This window comes from Nocardiopsis sp. NPDC101807, assembly GCF_044766605.1.
Classification (GTDB): Bacteria; Actinomycetota; Actinomycetes; order Streptosporangiales; family Streptosporangiaceae; genus Nocardiopsis; species Nocardiopsis tropica.
Window position 1 is genome coordinate 938,720 of the sequence record NZ_JBIWMK010000002.1, and the last position, 16,958, is coordinate 955,677.

At 71.9% G+C, this 16,958-nt stretch carries 19 protein-coding genes; 12 read left to right on the forward strand and 7 right to left on the reverse strand.

Annotation, left to right across the window (positions count from 1 at the left end):
- Window positions 1-572: 572 nt before the first annotated feature.
- On the reverse strand, window positions 573-1,169 hold the full coding sequence (locus ACIRPH_RS09405) for a TetR/AcrR family transcriptional regulator (protein ID WP_402911500.1): 597 nt from the start codon (window positions 1,167-1,169) through the stop codon (window positions 573-575).
- A 142-nt stretch (window positions 1,170-1,311) separates the two neighbouring features.
- Between ACIRPH_RS09405 and ACIRPH_RS09410 the strand changes: the two genes are divergently transcribed.
- The 7 genes from ACIRPH_RS09410 to ACIRPH_RS09440 all read left to right on the forward strand — a co-directional run bounded on the left by ACIRPH_RS09410 (window position 1,312) and on the right by ACIRPH_RS09440 (window position 7,211).
- Complete coding sequence (locus tag ACIRPH_RS09410; protein ID WP_402911503.1) at window positions 1,312-1,737, forward strand: RidA family protein; 426 nt, start codon at window positions 1,312-1,314, stop codon at window positions 1,735-1,737.
- A 257-nt stretch (window positions 1,738-1,994) separates the two neighbouring features.
- Window positions 1,995-2,906 carry a MerR family transcriptional regulator gene (locus ACIRPH_RS09415; protein WP_402911505.1) on the forward strand — a complete coding sequence of 304 codons (912 nt, stop codon included), beginning with the start codon at window positions 1,995-1,997 and terminating at the stop codon, window positions 2,904-2,906.
- A gap of 441 nt (window positions 2,907-3,347) precedes the next feature.
- Window positions 3,348-4,247: a serine protease gene (locus ACIRPH_RS09420; RefSeq protein WP_402911507.1), complete on the forward strand. Its 900-nt coding sequence runs from the start codon at window positions 3,348-3,350 to the stop codon at window positions 4,245-4,247.
- A 55-nt stretch (window positions 4,248-4,302) separates the two neighbouring features.
- Complete coding sequence (locus ACIRPH_RS09425) at window positions 4,303-4,806, forward strand: hypothetical protein (RefSeq protein ID WP_402911509.1); 504 nt, start codon at window positions 4,303-4,305, stop codon at window positions 4,804-4,806.
- Window positions 4,807-4,855: 49 nt separating this feature from the next.
- Window positions 4,856-5,221 carry a CU044_2847 family protein gene (locus tag ACIRPH_RS09430; protein ID WP_402911512.1) on the forward strand — a complete coding sequence of 122 codons (366 nt, stop codon included), beginning with the start codon at window positions 4,856-4,858 and terminating at the stop codon, window positions 5,219-5,221.
- A 152-nt stretch (window positions 5,222-5,373) separates the two neighbouring features.
- On the forward strand, window positions 5,374-5,733 hold the full coding sequence (locus tag ACIRPH_RS09435) for a metallopeptidase family protein (RefSeq protein ID WP_402911514.1): 360 nt from the start codon (window positions 5,374-5,376) through the stop codon (window positions 5,731-5,733).
- An 83-nt stretch (window positions 5,734-5,816) separates the two neighbouring features.
- Window positions 5,817-7,211 carry a VTT domain-containing protein gene (locus ACIRPH_RS09440; protein ID WP_402911517.1) on the forward strand — a complete coding sequence of 465 codons (1,395 nt, stop codon included), beginning with the start codon at window positions 5,817-5,819 and terminating at the stop codon, window positions 7,209-7,211.
- Between the two features lie 100 nt (window positions 7,212-7,311).
- Here the strand turns inward: ACIRPH_RS09440 and ACIRPH_RS09445 are convergent, their stop codons facing one another.
- Entirely contained in the window at window positions 7,312-7,884 is a 573-nt protein-coding gene (locus ACIRPH_RS09445; protein ID WP_402911519.1) for an NADPH-dependent FMN reductase, read from the reverse strand.
- Between the two features lie 416 nt (window positions 7,885-8,300).
- Between ACIRPH_RS09445 and ACIRPH_RS09450 the strand changes: the two genes are divergently transcribed.
- Window positions 8,301-10,310: a WD40 repeat domain-containing serine/threonine protein kinase gene (locus ACIRPH_RS09450; RefSeq protein ID WP_402911522.1), complete on the forward strand. Its 2,010-nt coding sequence runs from the start codon at window positions 8,301-8,303 to the stop codon at window positions 10,308-10,310.
- A 343-nt stretch (window positions 10,311-10,653) separates the two neighbouring features.
- On the opposite strand, the gene ACIRPH_RS09455 is transcribed toward ACIRPH_RS09450, so the two are convergent.
- On the reverse strand, window positions 10,654-11,697 hold the full coding sequence (locus tag ACIRPH_RS09455; protein ID WP_402911525.1) for an NAD(P)-dependent alcohol dehydrogenase: 1,044 nt from the start codon (window positions 11,695-11,697) through the stop codon (window positions 10,654-10,656).
- A 94-nt stretch (window positions 11,698-11,791) separates the two neighbouring features.
- Between ACIRPH_RS09455 and ACIRPH_RS09460 the strand changes: the two genes are divergently transcribed.
- Window positions 11,792-12,400, forward strand: a complete 609-nt coding sequence (locus ACIRPH_RS09460) for a TetR family transcriptional regulator (RefSeq protein ID WP_402911528.1) — start codon at window positions 11,792-11,794, stop codon at window positions 12,398-12,400.
- Window positions 12,401-12,469: 69 nt separating this feature from the next.
- Here ACIRPH_RS09460 and ACIRPH_RS09465 read toward each other — a convergent pair whose 3' ends face one another.
- A complete protein-coding gene (locus tag ACIRPH_RS09465) occupies window positions 12,470-12,859 on the reverse strand; it encodes an MmcQ/YjbR family DNA-binding protein (RefSeq protein WP_402911530.1) in 390 nt (129 codons plus the stop codon).
- A 92-nt stretch (window positions 12,860-12,951) separates the two neighbouring features.
- Between ACIRPH_RS09465 and ACIRPH_RS09470 the strand changes: the two genes are divergently transcribed.
- Window positions 12,952-13,407, forward strand: a complete 456-nt coding sequence (locus ACIRPH_RS09470; RefSeq protein WP_402911533.1) for a VOC family protein — start codon at window positions 12,952-12,954, stop codon at window positions 13,405-13,407.
- A gap of 141 nt (window positions 13,408-13,548) precedes the next feature.
- On the opposite strand, the gene ACIRPH_RS09475 is transcribed toward ACIRPH_RS09470, so the two are convergent.
- The gene (locus ACIRPH_RS09475) at window positions 13,549-13,956 is read right to left on the reverse strand and encodes an MmcQ/YjbR family DNA-binding protein (RefSeq protein ID WP_402911535.1); all 408 of its coding nucleotides are present in this window, start codon (window positions 13,954-13,956) and stop codon (window positions 13,549-13,551) included.
- A 344-nt stretch (window positions 13,957-14,300) separates the two neighbouring features.
- Here ACIRPH_RS09475 and ACIRPH_RS09480 point away from each other — a divergent pair, with 344 nt between their 5' ends.
- Window positions 14,301-14,963 carry a LysE family translocator gene (locus ACIRPH_RS09480; protein ID WP_402911538.1) on the forward strand — a complete coding sequence of 221 codons (663 nt, stop codon included), beginning with the start codon at window positions 14,301-14,303 and terminating at the stop codon, window positions 14,961-14,963.
- Window positions 14,964-15,233: 270 nt separating this feature from the next.
- Window positions 15,234-15,875 (forward strand): GPP34 family phosphoprotein, encoded by a 642-nt coding sequence (locus tag ACIRPH_RS09485; protein WP_402911541.1) that lies wholly within the window; start codon window positions 15,234-15,236, stop codon window positions 15,873-15,875.
- A gap of 87 nt (window positions 15,876-15,962) precedes the next feature.
- Here ACIRPH_RS09485 and ACIRPH_RS09490 read toward each other — a convergent pair whose 3' ends face one another.
- Together ACIRPH_RS09490 and ACIRPH_RS09495 are read right to left on the reverse strand one after the other, a co-directional pair.
- Window positions 15,963-16,211 carry a helix-turn-helix domain-containing protein gene (locus tag ACIRPH_RS09490; RefSeq protein ID WP_402911544.1) on the reverse strand — a complete coding sequence of 83 codons (249 nt, stop codon included), beginning with the start codon at window positions 16,209-16,211 and terminating at the stop codon, window positions 15,963-15,965.
- Window positions 16,211-16,708 (reverse strand): DUF2975 domain-containing protein, encoded by a 498-nt coding sequence (locus tag ACIRPH_RS09495; protein WP_402911547.1) that lies wholly within the window; start codon window positions 16,706-16,708, stop codon window positions 16,211-16,213. Before ACIRPH_RS09495 ends, ACIRPH_RS09490 begins: the two co-directional genes overlap by 1 nt.
- Window positions 16,709-16,958 lie beyond the last annotated feature (250 nt).

Sequence of the window (16,958 nt, forward strand, 5' to 3'; positions counted from 1 at the left end):
TCGAGGATCGACGACCTCTGTTTCTGCCCATGCCGATGTTCCGTTCGCTTGCGCGGGTCGAAGGACCCGGGTGCGCCCTGTCGCCCACTCACGACGAGTCAAACAAAGCGGGCCGCGAACGTCACTGGCCCTGGTGGGAGTGGCCGGGTAGAGGAAACTCGACCTCCGGGGGCGGCCTTTCTTCCCGCCTGTGGGATGCGTCCGCCGACCGGCCTTTTTCGTGCTCGTGAGACCGCGTGGGTGACACCGGGGAGAACCGGCGTCGGCGTCGCCGAACCTCCCCCGCACGCGAATTCCGCACGAGCATCCGAGGAGAGGGATCTGCCTGCCGTGAACACCCGGGGTCCGTTTCCCCCTTCCCCGGGTTCCCCGCCCGAGTGCGCACGGGGATCCGGAGGGGACGACGACGCATGGCGCGGAGGCGTTGACCGGCCGGGCGGGCGGCCCGGTGCGGGGCAGGCGGGAAGGCGGCTGCGGCGTTCCGACGCCCGCCGGGACGGCCCGGGCGGGGCGCCCGCTTCAGCCCCCCGGCAGCGCTCCGCCCCGACGCGCAGCGGCCGGGCGCCGGCCGTTCACGCCGCGTCGGGCCGGGGCCGCAGGCCGAGCAGGACGTCCTGGACGAGATCGGCGCTGCGCCTGACCGCGTCGTCGCCGAAGCCCAGGAAGTGCCGGTAGTGGATCGGCGCGTAGAAGAGGTCGACCATCACGTCGGTGGGCACGTCGGAGCGGAGCTGCCCGGCGGCGACGGCGGAATCCAGGCGGGCACGGCACTCCGCGATGCTGGGCTCGAGGATGGTCTCGCGGAACGCCTTCATCAGCGCGGCGTCGTTCTGCGCCTCGGCCATGACGCCCTTGAAGGCCTCGCTGATCCTGCCGGTGACCAGTCGCCGACTCACCGCGGTGATCTGGGTCGTGAGGTCGGCGGCGATGTCCCCGGTGTCGGGGAAGGCGAAGTCGTCGCCGAGCTCCTCGTGCATCGCCTCCAGCACCACCGCGCCCTTGGAGCCCCACCAGCGGTAGATCGTGGGCTTGCCCACGCCGGCCTGGGCGGCGATGCCCTCGATGGTCACCTTCGCGAAGCCCTTGCGGCTCACCAGGTCGAACGCCGCGTCGAGGATGGCCCGGCGGGCGCGCTCGCTACGCCGTTCACTGTTCGGGGCAGAGGTCATGGGCCACAGCCTACCGCCCGCGTGACGTTACGTTTCGTTTTGACAAGCCGCCCGGGATGACCTAGCTTTCGTGGCGTTACGGAACGTTTCGTAACGTCAAAGTTCGGGCCGGTGCCGGGCACCGCCGAGACAGGGGAGAAGCATGTCCAGCGAAGAGGGAGCGGCCGCCGTGGGGCGCGTCGAGAAGATCGCGACCACGCCGGACTGGTACGCGCCGTACCGGATATCGCAGGCCGTCCGGGCCGGGGGCTTCGTGTACGTGTCCGGACAGGCGGGCTTCGAGGAGGACGGGACGACCGTCGGGGGCGGCTTCCTCGCGCAGGGGCGGCAGGCGTTCAGGAACGTCGGACGGGTGCTGGAAGCGGCAGGCCTGGCCTTCACGGACGTGGTCAAGGTCGGCATCTTCGTACGGGACATGGCAGCGAACCTCCCGCACGTGATCACGCTGCGCGGCGAGTTCCTGGCCGAGCCCTACCCCGCCGACACCCTCGTCGAGGTCGTCTCACTGGCCCGGCCCGACTGGCAGATCGAGGTCGAGGTCATCGCGCTGGACCGGAGCACCGCATGAACGCCGGGGACGTGACAGAACGGGCGCCGGACACGGAAACGCCGACGGAGGGAGGGGGACGCGGGAGTCGCTGGAGCCGTACCGGGCGGGGCGGCTGGAACCGGTGAACCGGGTGGTGACGGACCTGCGGCCATGACGGAGGAGGGTCGCGTTTCCCGGCCTTGGCTCGGGGGCGGTGCGCAGGGGTTTGCACCTGCCGTAGCGGCATGTGGTCTGGTGGACTCACGTCCCGATCCCTCGAGGAAAGGCCCCTGCCCATGCACTCGTCCTTCATGCCGCCCCGCCAGGTCAAGATCGGTGACGCGGCGGCCTTCGCCGGCACCACGCCACGGGCGATCCGTCACTACCACGAGATCGGTCTGCTCCCCGAGCCCGAGCGGGGCGGCGACGACCGCCGCCGCTACGGGTACGAGGACATGATCCGCCTGCTGTGGATTCGCAGGATGGCCGACGCCGGGATCGCCCTGGACGACATCCGTGACGCCTTCACCACCGGCACGGCTTCCGCCGGCGCCGGCAGCGGGGACGGTATCCCGGGCATCCTGGAGCGGTTGGAGGAGACCCTCGCCGAGCAGGAGGCGGAATTGAGGCGGCAACGGGCCGCCGTGCAGCGGATGCGCACCGAAGGCAGCCGGATGGGCCTGCTCTCCGACTTCGTCACCGACCGCCTCAAGAACCTGCCCGAGGGCTCCCTGCGCCAGGCGGACCTGGACACTCTGCTGGTCACCGAGCGGATCTTCGGCCCGCTCGGCGCGGCCGTCCAGGCCACCCGCTTCATCGCCCTGGCCACGCATCCCGCCCTGCGGGAGGACTCCGACCGCATCGACGAGGCCGAGGAGGCACTCGACGACAGCGTCGCCGTGGACGATCCGCGGGTGGCTCACCTGGCCGCCGAACGGCACGCCTTCGAAAGCGCCCTGCAGGCCGTCATCGAGGAGTCCGGTCTGGAGGAGGAGGACGATGCCCTCTTCGACGCCTGGGACACCTTGCACCCCCTTCCCGCCGATGAGGGCGAGGACGGTGCCGGCAGGCGGGAGGCCGGCTCCATGAGCGCGGGCGAAGCCGTCGGCAAGATGCCCTACGACGTCTCCCCGGCCCGATGGCGCTGTATGGAACTCGCCCTGGAACTGTCCGCCCAGGACTCGCCCGCCACCCGGAACACGGACTGAGACACCCGGGGGCGGGCCGACCCGGTCTCCCGCCCCTGCCCGAGGGCTCTCCCCCGACGGGTGCCTGCCCGGGCCCGCACCCGCCGACCGGGCGTGGACAACAGATCATCCGACGATATGAATTCCCGACGCCCATGACGAGACCATGAAAATCCTACAAACCCCTTCAAGGCCGCGTTCGCCACCGCACTCGCGCCACCGAATTCGACGATCCGTGGAGGCTTTTTCACGTTCATCCCTGCACCCGCACCCCCGTTTGGGTGCAGGAATTCCAGGGTATGGGCGGTGTACCAGTTTTTCCCGCCGGGCCCGGCCCGACCCGCACCCCCGCGACGCGAAACCGGCACCCTGCCCCGCCCGCGTTCCCCGCCGCCCTCCCAGCATGGTGTTTCGAGTGAAAGGAACACCGGGGTGGCCGAATCCCCGCACGTTCCGCGATACATGGGAAGAATCCTCACCTCCGACGGCGCGCCACAGGGAACCTGTTTCCAGATCGACCCCGACGGCTATCTCGTGACCGCCTGGCACGTCGTCCACGCCACGCTCGGCCTGGAGGACACGTCCGCGGAGATCGCCGAGGTCACGGTGGACAGCCTCGCAGACCCGGGCCTCGAACCCGCCCGGGCGTGGGTGGTGGCCAGGAACCGCAGAGCCGACCTGGCCCTGCTCAGGACGGACACGGCCCTGCCCGGCAGCGCACGCCTCCTGCGCGCCTCGGGCTCGGCGGAGCAGGGCGAGGAGGTGACCCTGGTCGGCCACGCCGTGATCGAGGACATGACCCGGGCGCCCCGGCCGCGATCGGTCCAGGCCCTGGGGCGGTGGCAGGGAGAGGTCGCCCGCACCGACGGCCTGCGCCTGGGCCGGATCCAGTCCGCCGACGTCATGCCGGGCATGAGCGGGGCGCCCGTCCGCCGCCGCGGCGACGACAGCGTGCTCGGGGTGGTCTCGTCCCGCCACAACGCCGGTGACGCGTGGATGACGCACACCGTGTGGGTGTCCCGCACCGAGGACCTGCTCGAACTGTGCAAGGGGCACGTGCCCGTGCGGAAGGGCCGGTGGCTCGGGTTCGCCAAAGCCGCGGCCGGCGGCGCCGCAGCGGGCTACACGGCGGCCGAGTACGTCCACCGGCGCGGCGGCACGGACGCGACGGCCCCCTCCGGTTCCACGGCTTCCGGGGCCGCCCCCGAGACGACCGCCTCCACCGCCGCGGGCCTCCCCGCCGCCGACCGGGAGCCGGGTACGTCCGTCCTCTCCGACGCCGTCACGGACGAGACGGCCTCCCGGGCGACGGAAAGCGTGCTGAAGAAGGCCGTCAGCACGTTCCTCGACTGGTTCCCGTGAACCGCCGGCAGTCGCCCATCCACGGTCTCCACGGTCGCACGAAGGGTGCACGACGTTGATCCTCATGAGTCCCCGGGCCTCCGGGTACCGGACCTGGCTCCACCTCGCCTCCTCCATCGACACCCCCGCCCTCGAACTCGCGTACACGAACCCGGACGGCAGCCGGGGAACGCTCCACATCGCGCGCGGAGACGCCTACGTCCTCCCGGACAGCGGGCTGATCCTCGGCTTCCACGTCAGGTACACGGACGGATCCAGCGCCTTCTTCGCCCTCGACCACTCCGGCCCGCCGGACTGGCACGAGAAGCGCGCCGCCAGGAAGGAGGCGGCCCACTTCGTCTGGGACGCGGTCGGCGTCGGCAGGATGATCATCGCCCGCTCCCCCGGCGGGCTCGCCGCCTCCGGGGCCGGCTACGTGCTGCGGCACACGGAGGCCGGCAAGGCGGTCCGGGAGGCCGTGGTCGGCCTCCTGCCGGACTGGGTCGGCTCCCCTCCCGACCCCGGCTACTACCGCCAGTCGGACGGCGCGTACATGATCCGGGGCGCCTACCACCTCTGAAGTTCTCCGGGCGCGGACCGGCGCCCTCCGTCCCCCGAAAGGTGCGAGCGTGTCCCTCCCCAAGAAGTTGGTACCGATCACGATCGACGGCGTGGACGTGTACGTCGCCGTCCAGCAGCTGCCCGGGGCCGAGCCGATGACCTCCGGAGCCACCGAGGCCGTCACGAAGAAGGCGGCGGAGGCCGTCGACCACGTCCAGGAGGCGGTGCAGGGCATAGCCGCCAAGCTCAGCGGCACGGTGCGGGAGCTCGCGCGGCAGGCCGTCCGCCCCGAGTCGGTGTCGGTGGAGTTCGGCGTGACGATCGCCGCCGAGGGTTCGCTGGTCGTGTTCAGCGGCTCGGCCGAGGCCTCGCTGACCGTCACCCTGACCTACCCGGTCCCCGGCCCCGCCGACGGAGGCGCCCCGGGCTCCTGACGGGCCCGCGAAGGGAAGCCTCCGGCACCGTCCCGGCGTTCCATCGGTGAAGGAGCTCGCGGCGTGCGAGGACTCGGGCGCGGTGCCGGCCCGCACGGTGGCGGCCGGACGCGTTCCCGCCGCCGCGGGGCTGCCCGCGGAGGTGATGGCGGATGGACACCGACACGATCGACCTCGACGCGTTCGAGGACCTGGTGAGCAGGTCCTTCACCGCTCTCCCCGAATGGGTGCAGCGCCTCATGGCCGACGTCGCCCTGCTCGTCGACGACCGTCCTCCGTCGCACGAGTCCGGGCAGCTGCTGCTGGGGTGCTTCGTGGGCGTGCCGCGCACACGGCGCGGGCGGCGCATACCGGGCAGCCTGCCCGACCGCATCGAGCTCTACCGGGTGCCGATCCTGCGCGTGTGTCGCTCACGGGAGGAGGTCGAGGAGAAGGTGACCATGGTCCTGCGGCACGAGATCGGGCACGCGTTGGGCATCGGCGAGGCACGTCTGCGGGAGCTGGGCTACTGACGCCCCCGCCTCCTCCCCAGCCCTGTCGACCGGGTTCCCCGTGTAGGGAGGCGCCCGTCGTCGGTCGAGGAGGGGGCCCTGGGGTGGGGGGTGGGGAACAGTGGCTCCTGGCCGTACCGGTCGGTGTGGTCTACGTCGTCGCCTTCGTGCTTCCCTTCGCCGAGGCGGCGGCCTTCGTCGGGCTCGTCGTTCCCGGTGAGACCGCTCTGCTGCTCGCCGGTGTCGTGGCGGGGCTGGGCAGGGCCGACCCCCTCGTGGTGGCGGCCTGCGGGATCGCCGGGGCGGTGGCGGGGGACTCCGTCGGTTTCGAGATCGGCCGCCGCCTGGGGCCGCGGTTGACCGCCGGCCGGCTCGGCCGCGCGATCGGCCCCGCCCGCTGGGCCCGGGCGGAGGGCTTCGTGCGGCGTTACGGCGCCCACGCGGTGTTCCTCGGCCGGTGGGTGGGGTTCGCCCGGGCCCTGGTCCCCGCCCTGGCGGGCGCCACCGGCCTGGACTACCGGCGGTTCCTCTTCTGGAACGCTTTGAGCGGGGCCGTGTGGGCGTCCACCGTCACCCTGGTCGGATACCTCGCGGGCCACTCCTGGCAGCACGTGGAGCGCGTCTTCGGCGAGGCCGTCCTGCTGGTCCTGCTCGTCGGCGCGGCTGTCTGGGCCACCGTGGCCATCGCCCGGTGGGTCGCCCGCCACCCCGACCGCGTGCGCGCCTGGGCCTCGCGGCAGGCCGCCCGACCGAACGTGCGCAAGGTGCTCACACACTACGACCGCCAGGTGCGGTGGCTGGCCCGCAGGTTCGAGCCCCGCACCGTCCTGGGGCTTCAGCTGACCACGGGCGTCGTCCTGGTCATGGCGGCGGGCTGGTTCTTCGGCTCGGTGCTGCAGGACGTGATCGTCGGCGAGGAGTCCGTACGCGGTGACGGACCGGTCCTGCGCTGGCTCGCCGCCCACCGGGACTCCGAGGTCACGGCGGCACTGGAGTTCGCGCACCGCCTCACCGGGGTGTGGGGCGCGCTGGCCACGGCCGCGGCCGGGACGCTGCTGACGCGGGCGGGGCCGCGCGCGCTCGTGTCCGCCACGGGCGGGTGGGCCCTCGCGGTGGGGATCGGACTGGCGGTCGCCGCCCTGGTCGGCCGCCCCGGCCCCGCACCGGAGTACGCGGTGGTCGGGGTTTCCGCGCCGGGGGCCTTCCCCGCGGTGGGCGTGGCGTGCACGACCGCCGTCGCCGCGGTGATCGCCCGTCTGGGCGGTGGGCGCGCGAGGACCTGGGGCCGGGCGGTGGCCTGGTGGACGGTGGCGGTGCTGTGGGCGGGGCTGGCCGGTGTGGCAGTGGCGTATCTGGGAGCGGGATGGGCGACGGACGTCCTCGGCGGATGGGTACTCGGGGGGCTGTCCGCCGTGATCGTGCTGACCCTGGGCCGCCTCCGGTCACGGTTGCGCGCCGAGGGCCCGCCCGCACAGGACACGCCTCCCCTCGCGCCCTGAGCACCGTGGCCGGAGGAGACGCGGCGCCGCCGGGCACCGCAGCGGGCTGCACGGTGTCCGAACCCGTCCACCGGCGCGGCGGGACGGACGCCACCGCGCCCTACTCCAGGAGCAGGCTCGCGGCCTTTTTCTGCCCGGAGTAGGACAGGGCCGTGGCCATCTCCTCCATGGACAGCCGCACCCTTTCGATCACCGCAGGGTCGGTGAAATCTCCCCGGGCATCCGCACGGGAAGGGGCGCCGGAAACCGTGACCGAGTCGACCAGGACGCTTCCCATCAGTGTGAGCGTGGGAATGAGCGCCAGGTGTCCGCGCATGCCGCCGGCCTGTCCGGGGGAGGCGCTCATCAAAAGCGTCGGCTTGCCGGCCAGTCCTCCCGATCCGATCAGCCAGTCCATGGCGTTCTTGGTGACCCCCGAGGGTCCGTGCGCGTACTCGGGGCTGACAATGATCACGCCTTCGGCCTGATCAGCGCAGGAGCGGAATTCGGCGACGGCCCCCGGGAGATCGTCGTCGTTGTCCAGGTCGGGGTTGAACAAGGGGAGACGGCCGACCAGCCCTTCACCGACGACGGAAACACTGGGGTTGCTCCTCCCCGCCAGTCGCAGAAGTCCGGCATTGTACGAGTTCCGACGGAGGCTTCCGCAGATCCCCAGTACTGACCAGATTGCCACAACCACTCCCCCAGACTGTGCACGCACGCGCTTCCACCCTACATCCCACCGAACTCCCTGATACTGCGATATTGACACTCCTTTCCCTTCCCTCAGAAATGGCTTCCGAAAATCCAGGGAAAACTCTCCGGCAAAGCTGGAATAGCCGCCCCGGAACCAGGGGAAGCGAAATTTCCCGCTCGTCTGCGCACCCCAGAGCCCGGGCACCCCACCGGCCGGATTCGGCCGTTCCCGCCTGAACCTCTTACTCCGCAGGGCCCAATGCACCACAATCAGAGGGAGTGCACGTACAAGGCCCGTGACACCTGCACGGCCACATCGCACACCCGAGATCTCACCTCAGCTCCCCTGCTCCGGGAAAGCCACTGCCCCGCCTCCCGCGCAACACCCCCGCTCCCCGGAATGAAAGCAACCCCGTGGAACCCCTCCACCCCACCGACCCGCCCCGTATCGGCTCCTACCGCCTCGTCTCACGCCTGGACGCCGGCGGCATGGGCCAGGTCTATCTCGCCCGCACACCCTCCGGGAGGCAGCTGGTCGTCAAGGTCATCCGCCCCGAGCTCGCCCGAGAAGAGGGCTTCAGAGCCCGGTTCGCGCGCGAGGCCGACGCCGCCCGCCGGGTCGGCGGCTTCCACACCGCCCAGGTCGTGGACGCCGACCCCGACGCCGACGCACCGTGGATCGCCACCGCCCACATCCCCGGCCCCAGCCTCGAACAGGCCGTCCGCGAGCACGGCCCCATCACCCCGCCCGCCCTGCACGTCCTGGCCGCCGGCCTCGCCGAGGGGCTCCAGGCCATCCACGCCTGCGGCCTGGTGCACCGCGACCTCAAACCGGCCAACATCATCCTGGCCGAGGACGGTCCCCGCATCATCGACTTCGGCATCGCCCGCCCCCTGGACGCCGACAGCATGACCACCCGCGGAGCGGTCTTCGGCACCCTGCCCTACATGTCCCCCGAGCAGACCGACGGCTCCCGCGTCGGCCCCGCCTCAGACACGTTCTCCCTGGGAACCGTGCTCGCCTACGCCGCCACCGGCACCAATCCCCTCTCGGGGGCCACCATGGCCGAGACCCTGCGCCGCATCATCAGCCCGCCACCCGACCCCGGCGACATCGACCCGGCCATCCGGGGGCTGATCCTCGAGTGCTGGGACCATGCCCCCGCACGGCGGCCCACCCCCGCACGAATCCTCACCCGCTTCGAGAAAGACGACCTTCACGACTCCTGGCCGCCGCCCCACACCGCCTGGCCCGAGGCACTGCCAGCGCCGCCGTCCACCGGGCCTGCCTCGACCGCCTCCCCAAGCGCCCTCTTCGGGCGCCTGGGCGATCCCTCGCCCGCAACCGTTCCGGTCGGTCACCCACGACACGCTCGGCTCGGCTCCGGCCCTCCGGTTCCGAGCACCGTACTTCTCCCGCGATCCGCCCCGCCCGAAGAAGGTGCCGGGCAAAAGAAGCCGAGGTGGAAGCAGCGCTGGTATCTCCTCGCGATTGTCGTCACCGCTCTCGCGCTCCTCCTTGCATCGGTACTGTGGAACACCCTCACCTCCCCGATGTCCACCCTCGTCGGTCACGGCGAGAGCGTCCGGTCAGTGGCTTTCAGCCCTGACGGGAACCTGCTCGCCACCGGAAGCGACGACGCCACGCTCCGTTTGTGGAGTACCACAACAGGAGAGGACATCAGGACCTTCAACGGACACAGCGGCGCTGTGAACAGTGTGGCGTTCGGCCCCGACGGCGACATCATCGCCACCGGAGGCGTGGATGAGACCGTGCGGCTCTGGGACGCTTCCACCGGCGAGAACACCATGACCCTGACCGGGCAGGGCAGCGAGGTGCTCTCGGTCGCGTTCAGCCCCGACGGAGAAATGATCGCCTCCAGTGGCCGTTACGGCTCCCCGACCCTCTGGGACACCTCCAGTGGTGACGACATCAGGACCTTCTCCGGTCATGACGATTACGTGACCTCGGTGGCGTTCAGCCCCGACGGACGGCGACTCGCCACTGGCGGCTACGACGGCACTGCACGCCTGTGGGACATCGCCACCGGGGAGACCTCCATGATCTTCTCAGGCAACGACAGCTTGGTGACCTCGGTGGCGTTCAGTCCCGACGGCGAAACGATCGCCACAGGAAGCTGGAACAAGACTGCCCGGCTCTGGAACACTTCCACCGGCGAGAACGTGGCCACCTACACAGACCACGACGGCTTTGTGGACACTGTGGCGTTCAGCCCCGACGGTCGGCTACTCGCCACTGGTTCGGATGAGGACGCACGTGTGTGGGACACCTTCACCGGCGAGACCATCAGAACTTTCAACAGGCACGAATCCAGCGTGTTGTCCGTAGCTTTCAGCCCCGATGGACAGCATCTGGCCACCAGCAGTTACGAGAACGTCATCCGCCTGTGGAACATCGATTGAACCGGCGTGAGACCGCTTTCAGAGGAGCCGTGGGGAACCATCCGAGGAACGCTTTCGGCAAGGGAACCTTTGCTGCGATGGTCGAACGGCCCCGGATGTGAGGGAACCCCAGACCGGCGAGCGTGAACCCTTTCGCTGACCTGGGGTCGTCGGTGCCGTGCGGCCCCTGGTGTGCTCCCCGAGACCGGCCACGTCCGGCGAACACGCTCTGGCAAGTGTCCTGGGTGAAGTGCATGGTCGCGTGCCCCGGCCCGACCGAGATCACCTCGACCTCGGCGCCGGCCGCGATCGCCCGCGAGGCAGCCCCGTGGCGCAGCGCGTGCCACGTGGCCGGCGCCGCCGCTCAGTCCAGGTCGGACATGTCGAGCACGAAGCGGTAGCGGACGTCGTTGCGCTCCAGGCGTTCCAAGGCGGCGTTCACCTGCGACGACGGCAGCAGTTCGATGTCGGCGGTGATGCCGTGCTCGGCGCAGAAGCGCAGCAGGGCGGCGGTGGAGGGGCGTCCGCCGCTGCCGGCGGAGCTGAGCTTCTTGCGGCCGATGAGCAGGTCGGTGGTCTCCACGGTGACCGGGCCGAGGTGCCCGAGGTGGCTGAGGGTGCCGTCCATGGCGACGGTGCGCAGGTAGGGGGTCAGGTCATGGGGGGCGGAGACGGTGTCGACGACCACGTCGAACCGGTCCCGGACGGCTTCCATCTGCGCGTCGTCGGTGGAGACGACGAATCCGTCCGCGCCGAGTCCGTAGGCCTCCTCGGCCTTGTCCGGTGTGCGGCTGAGGACGGTGGTCGTGGCGCCGAGTGCGGCGGCCAGCTTGACGGCGAGGTGTCCCAGACCGCCCAGCCCGGCCACGGCGACCGTGCTGCCCGGGCCCACCCCGAGGGCCCGCAGGGGCTCCCAGACGGTGACGCCGGCGCAGAGCAGCGGGGCCGCTCCGGCCGGATCCAGACCGGCGGGCAGGTGGTGGGCGAACGCCTCGCGGACCACGTATTCGCGGGAGTAGCCGCCTAGGGTGGTCTCTCCGTCACGGCGGTCGGTTCCGCCGTAGGTCAGGGTCGGGAAGCCGCGGCAGAAGTTCTCCTGGCCGGCCCGGCACATGGGGCACGTGCCGCACGAGTCGACGATGTTGCCGACGGCCACGGGGTCGCCCGGGGCGAAGCCGGTGACCGCGCTGCCGACCTCGCTCACCGTGCCCGTGAACTCGTGCCCCGGCACCAGTGCCCCGTCGGTGTCGCTCTCGTGGGCGCGCAGGGCGTGCAGGTCGCTGAAACAGACGCCGCAGTAGTCCACGCGCACCGCGACGTCGTCCGGGCGCAGGTCCCGGCGCCGGAGTCGTGTGCGGTGCAGGGCGTGGGTCGCGGGGTCCGCCTGCCATCCGATGGTGGTGCGCATATCTCTCCAAAGACAGACTGTTCGGTCTATTTGGAACCTAGGCCGTCGGAGCCGGATACGCAAACAGACTGGTCTGTCTGCTAACGTGGCGGCCATGCCCGAACAGCCATCGAGCGCGCGCGGGGCCGCCACGCACCGGCGGATCGTCGACGCCGCCACACAGGAATTCGCCCGGTACGGCATCGCCGGAGCCCGCATCGAGCGGATCATCACCGCCGCACGGACCAACAAGGCCCAGCTCTACGGCTACTTCGGCAACAAGGAGCAGCTCTTCGACGCGATCTTCTTCGCCTCGCTGGAGCGCATCATCGATGTCGCCCCCATCGACGCCGGGGACCTGGCCGACTGGGCCGTGCGCCTCTACGACGAGTACCTGGCCCGTCCCGACCTCATCCGCCTCGCCACCTGGGCCCGCCTGGAACGGCACCCGACCGGGCACCTCGTCGCGGAGCACGAGCGCTACGACGACCACAAGCTCCGCGCCATCGCCGAGGCCCAGGCCGCCGGGCGCATCAGGCAGGGCGACCCCTTCGACGTGATGGCCCTGGTCATCGCCATGTCCATGGCCTGGTCGCCGGTGAGCAACGTCTACGCCGCCACCGCGACGGAGCCGCAGGAGGTGCACGAACAGCGGCGCGACCTGTTGCGGGACTGCGTCCGCCGCGCCGTCGCCCCGGAACCGGCGGCGTCCGCCGCACCCTGAACCGCGGGTGCGCCCGTGCGGCGGTCCCGGACCCCCACGGGATCGGCGCGGTGCGCCTACGCGCCCGCCTCACCCCTTCCCGCGGCCGTCCCCTCCCGTCCTGGGCCGGCGGGCCCGGGGCACGGAGTCCAGGACGAGTTCGTAGGAGCGGTCCACGAGGTCCCGGACCATGTGCTCGGTGATCTCCCCGCCGGCGCCCACGGAGATCCAGTGCGTCTTGTCGAGGTAACGGCCCGGGGTGATCGAGGGGTGCCGGCGCCGCAGGGAGCGGCCGTGGTCGGGCTCGACCTTGACGGTGACGATGCGCTCGTCGGGGTCGTCGGTGACGATCAGGAAGACCTTGCCCGCCACCTTGTACACGTCCAGCTTGTCGACGAAGGGCCGCCCGTGGTCGGTCCCGGGCAGGTCCCGGGCCGTGCCGCGCGCGGTCTGTTGGAGCTGCTCCCCGGTGATGGCCATGTCCACTCCTCAGGTCTGTCGCGAAAGTGCGCCCCTGCCGTCCGCGGGACCGGTCCGGCACGAATGTCGGACGTGTCCGCCAGGCTCCGGTCATGGAGATGAAGCTGCAACTGACGATCGACTGTTCCGACCCGCGGAGGCTGGTGGCGTTCTGGAGCGAGGCTCTGGGATACATACCCGAACCCCCGCCGGGCGGACATGCCACGTGGCGGGAGCACTGGGCAGCCGTGGGGGTGCCCGAGGAGGAGTTGCCCGAGGGTGCGGGCGACGTCCCGGAGTCGATCGTCGATCCCACAGGACGGGGGCCCCGGGTGTGGTTCCAGCAGGTTCCGGAGCCCAAGGCCGCCAAGAACCGGATACACCTCGACCTGCAGGTCGGCGGCGGTCGCGACGTCCCGCCGGCGGTGCGCGCGCAGCGGGTCGCCGCCACGGTGGAAAGGCTGGTCGAGGCCGGCGCCCGCGTGCTCCGGACCACGGACGAGCCGGACGCGGGGCAGTACGCGGTCCTGATGCAGGACCCCGAGGGCAACGAGTTCGACGTCGTCTAGGGATCGTTCGGCCGTGCTGCTCACGGCGTTCGCCGCGACGAGGACGGCCTCGAACCACGGGGAGCCGCCGCGCCGCCCGGCCTCGAACGCGGTGGACGGGGGGCTCCCGTCACCGCTCGACGGCCGGGTGCGGCCCGGTGGTCAGTCCGCCGCGCGAACGTCCGAGCGCGTGGTCGGCCTGCCCGACGCCGACCCGACGGGGCGGCGGGACCGGGGCAGGTTGTCCACCACGAGCCGGTAGGACTCGGTTACCAGTTCCCTGACCAGGCCCTCGTCGATGGAGTCGCCGGGGGCGAGCGTGATCCAGTGCCTCTTGTTCATGTGGTAGCCCGGTGTGATGTCGGCGTGGGCCTCGCGCAGGGCCTCGGCCTCACCGGGGTCGGACTTGAGGATCACGACCGGCTTGCCGGGGGCCTCGGTCATCAGCATGAACACCTTGCCCCGGACCTTGAAGACCTCCCAGTCGGGTCCGAACGGGTGCTCCAGCCCGGCCCCCACCAGGGTCTCGGCGTGCTCCTGGGCCGTGTCCTGCAGGGTTTCGCCGTCCATCGCCACTCCCCGTCCTCACGTGCTGCGGCGGCGGGCGCCCGACGTCCGCGCGCCGTCGCCCTGTGCCCCTCCTACCCGGTCCGACCGGCCCGTACAGGTCGTCGCGCCGCGTGGACGCGCTACGGGCCCCGGCGTCGGTCCGGCCGCCGGAAGCGGTCCCCTGTCCCGCCGGAGAACCGACGCGTGTGGAACGGTACCCCCGTCGGCGACGCGCCGTGACCGCGCCCCGTCCGGTCGGGGCCGCCCCGGGCTGTGGCGCGCCCGCGCGGGGCGGGACCCCGGCCCCGGAGGCGCGGTCCGGTGCGTCCCCCGGCCACGGACCGGTCACCGTTTAGATTGGCGGCATGCTCTCTTCGGCGCAGCTGGCTGTCTTCGTACCCGCGGCGTTGGCGGTGGCCGCCTCGCCCGGGGCCAACAACCTGCTCGCCTTCCGCAACGGTCTGCGGCAGGGCCTGCGTCCGGCCGCTGTCGCCCTCCTGGGACGCTTCGCCGCGTTCGCCCTCATGCTCGGTGCGGTGACCACCGGCCTGGGGGCGCTCCTGCACGCCTCCCGGACGGCCTTCGAGATCCTCCGCGTCGCCGGGGCTGCCATCATGGTCGGGCTGGGGGTGTGGGTGGTGTGGTCGGCGCGCGCCGCCTCCGCGCCGAACGGGTCCGCACCCGACCGGGAGGACGGGGGCGCCCGTGACGTGGTGCCGTGGAAACTGGCGGGGCAGGAGTTCGTCACCGCGGCCGCCAACCCCAAGGCGCTCCTGCTGTTCACGGCGTTCCTACCACCGTTCGTCTCCTCCGGGTCCGGCGTCGCGGCCGGGGTGCAGCTGGTCGCGCTGGGCGCGCTCTACATCGCCTGCGAGGCGGCCACCGCCCTGGCCTGGGCGACCGCGGGGCGCGTGCTGGCGGGGCGCCGCCTGCGGCCGGTGACGCTGCGCCGCCTGGACCAGGCGTCCGGGGGAGCATTGATCGCGTTCGGCGGAGGGCTGGCGCTGGCGGACCTGTCACGCCGGTAGACCCGGGGAGCCGTATGCGGCGTCGCCTCCCCGGGCCCGCGGCCGCCGTCCGGCGGCCGCACCGCGTCCGGGCCGTGGCGCCTGTGCAGGTGAGGACATGACACCGTGTCACTGGTATCGCGGCGGAGCAGGGCGAATACTGGACCGGACCCCGGGGCGGGGTCGCGGACACGCCCGCACGGGGTCCGGGCGCACCGGTGCCGAGGGGAGACGGTTCCGCGCCCCGGCCGACCGGGCGCCCCGGGCGGGACGGACGCCGAGGAGAAGACAATGGAACCGACACTGCCGCAACGGCTCTACCTGCTCAGCTACGACACCGACAAGAACCGGTTCGACCCCGTCAGCACCGCCTACCGCGGCCACCTGCTGCGCGCCGCGGCGCTGACCGAGCTGATCCTCGGCGGCCTGCTCCGTTCCCGGGACGGCAGGGCCGAGCGCGACGCCTCACGCACGCCGGAGGACCCGTTCCTGGCCCAGGTGCTGGACGGCTTGTCGCCGCACGAGCCGGGCCACTGGGTCAACGCCGTCCCGGACCGGGAGTGGACGGCCGAGAGCGCCGTGCGCGAACAGCTCGTCGCGAACGGGTCGATCAGGGTCGACCGCGGCCGGGTGCTGGGGGTCTTCCCGACCCGCGAGGTCACCCTCGCACACCCCGGAGAGGTCCGCAGGCTGCGCGAGCGCGTGCACGAGGCGGTCCGTACCGAGCACACCGTGGCGACCGCCCCCGCCGAGGACGTGGCCCTGGCCGCGATAGCGGCCGACGGCGACGTCTGGACGGCGTTCACCCCGCAGGAGCGGCACGAGTACAGGGCCGGGTTCAAGGCGGTCCACGAGCGCTTCGGCGCCGAGGTCCCCGGGATGCGCACCGCGATCCTGGCGGCCGTCGTCAACCGGCGGGCGGGGACCGCCTAGCAGGGGTGCCGGCGCAGAGGGAGTCGCGTGGTGACCGGTCCCGGCCCGCCGGTCTCCCCTCGCCGGTCGGCCTCGTCCGCCCCGGACTCACCGCCCCGGCCGCGTGGCGGCGGGCTCGGGGGCCTCGGCCGGCTCGGGCTCCCAGCGCAGCAGGTCCCCCGGCTGGCAGTCGAGCACCTCGCACAGGGCGGACAGGGTCGTGAAGCGCACCGCCTTGGCGCGGCCGTTCTTGAGCACCGCCAGGTTGGCGGGCGTGATCCCGATGCGGTCCGCGAGTTCCCCGACGGACATCTTGCGCTTGGCCAGCATCACGTCGACGTCGACGACGATCGGCATCAGATCACCTCGTCGAGCTCGCTGCGCAGGCGGGACGCCTCGGCCCTGCTCTCGATCGCCTGGGCCAACAGCGTCCGCAGCACGACCACGATGAGCGCGACCCCCAGGAGCGCCATGCCCACCCCGCCCACCAGCAGGACCACGCCCGGCGGCACGGCCTCGCCCGGGGCCATGACGAACCCGAGCCCGAACACCAGGAGGGCGGCCGCCACGATCGCGCCGATCATCACGTCGACGTAGCGGAAGGCGGTGCTGGAGAACACGGTGCCGCGCCGCACCTTCGTGACCAGGAGCCACACACAGACCAGGACGGCCTGGACCGCCACGACGCCCAGGAACACGATCGCGACCACGGGGGCGCGCACGAGCAGCGGGTCGGCCCCGGCCTCGCTCAGGTCCGCGGCCAGCAGCGGCACCATGACCGCCTGCACGAACACCGAGCCTCCGAGCAACATCACGAGCACGGCGCGCAGCGCCAGCACCGTCAACTTCCCCATCACGTCTCCCTGGATCGCTTCTCAATAGGAATCTATCGAAAAACGATAGCAGTGACAACGGGGTGCTCCTGGAGTCCTCGTCCCCGGACTCCCCCGTCGACGGTCCGGGGAGCCGGATCTCCCGGAGCCGGTCGACCAGCGCGGGGCGCACCCGCGCCGTGTTCACGGAGTGGTGGCAGGACCGTCCTGAGGTGTGGAGATGACCGCGGGACCGCTCGGGGACCCACTCCTCCGGGACCCCTGTTGGGGC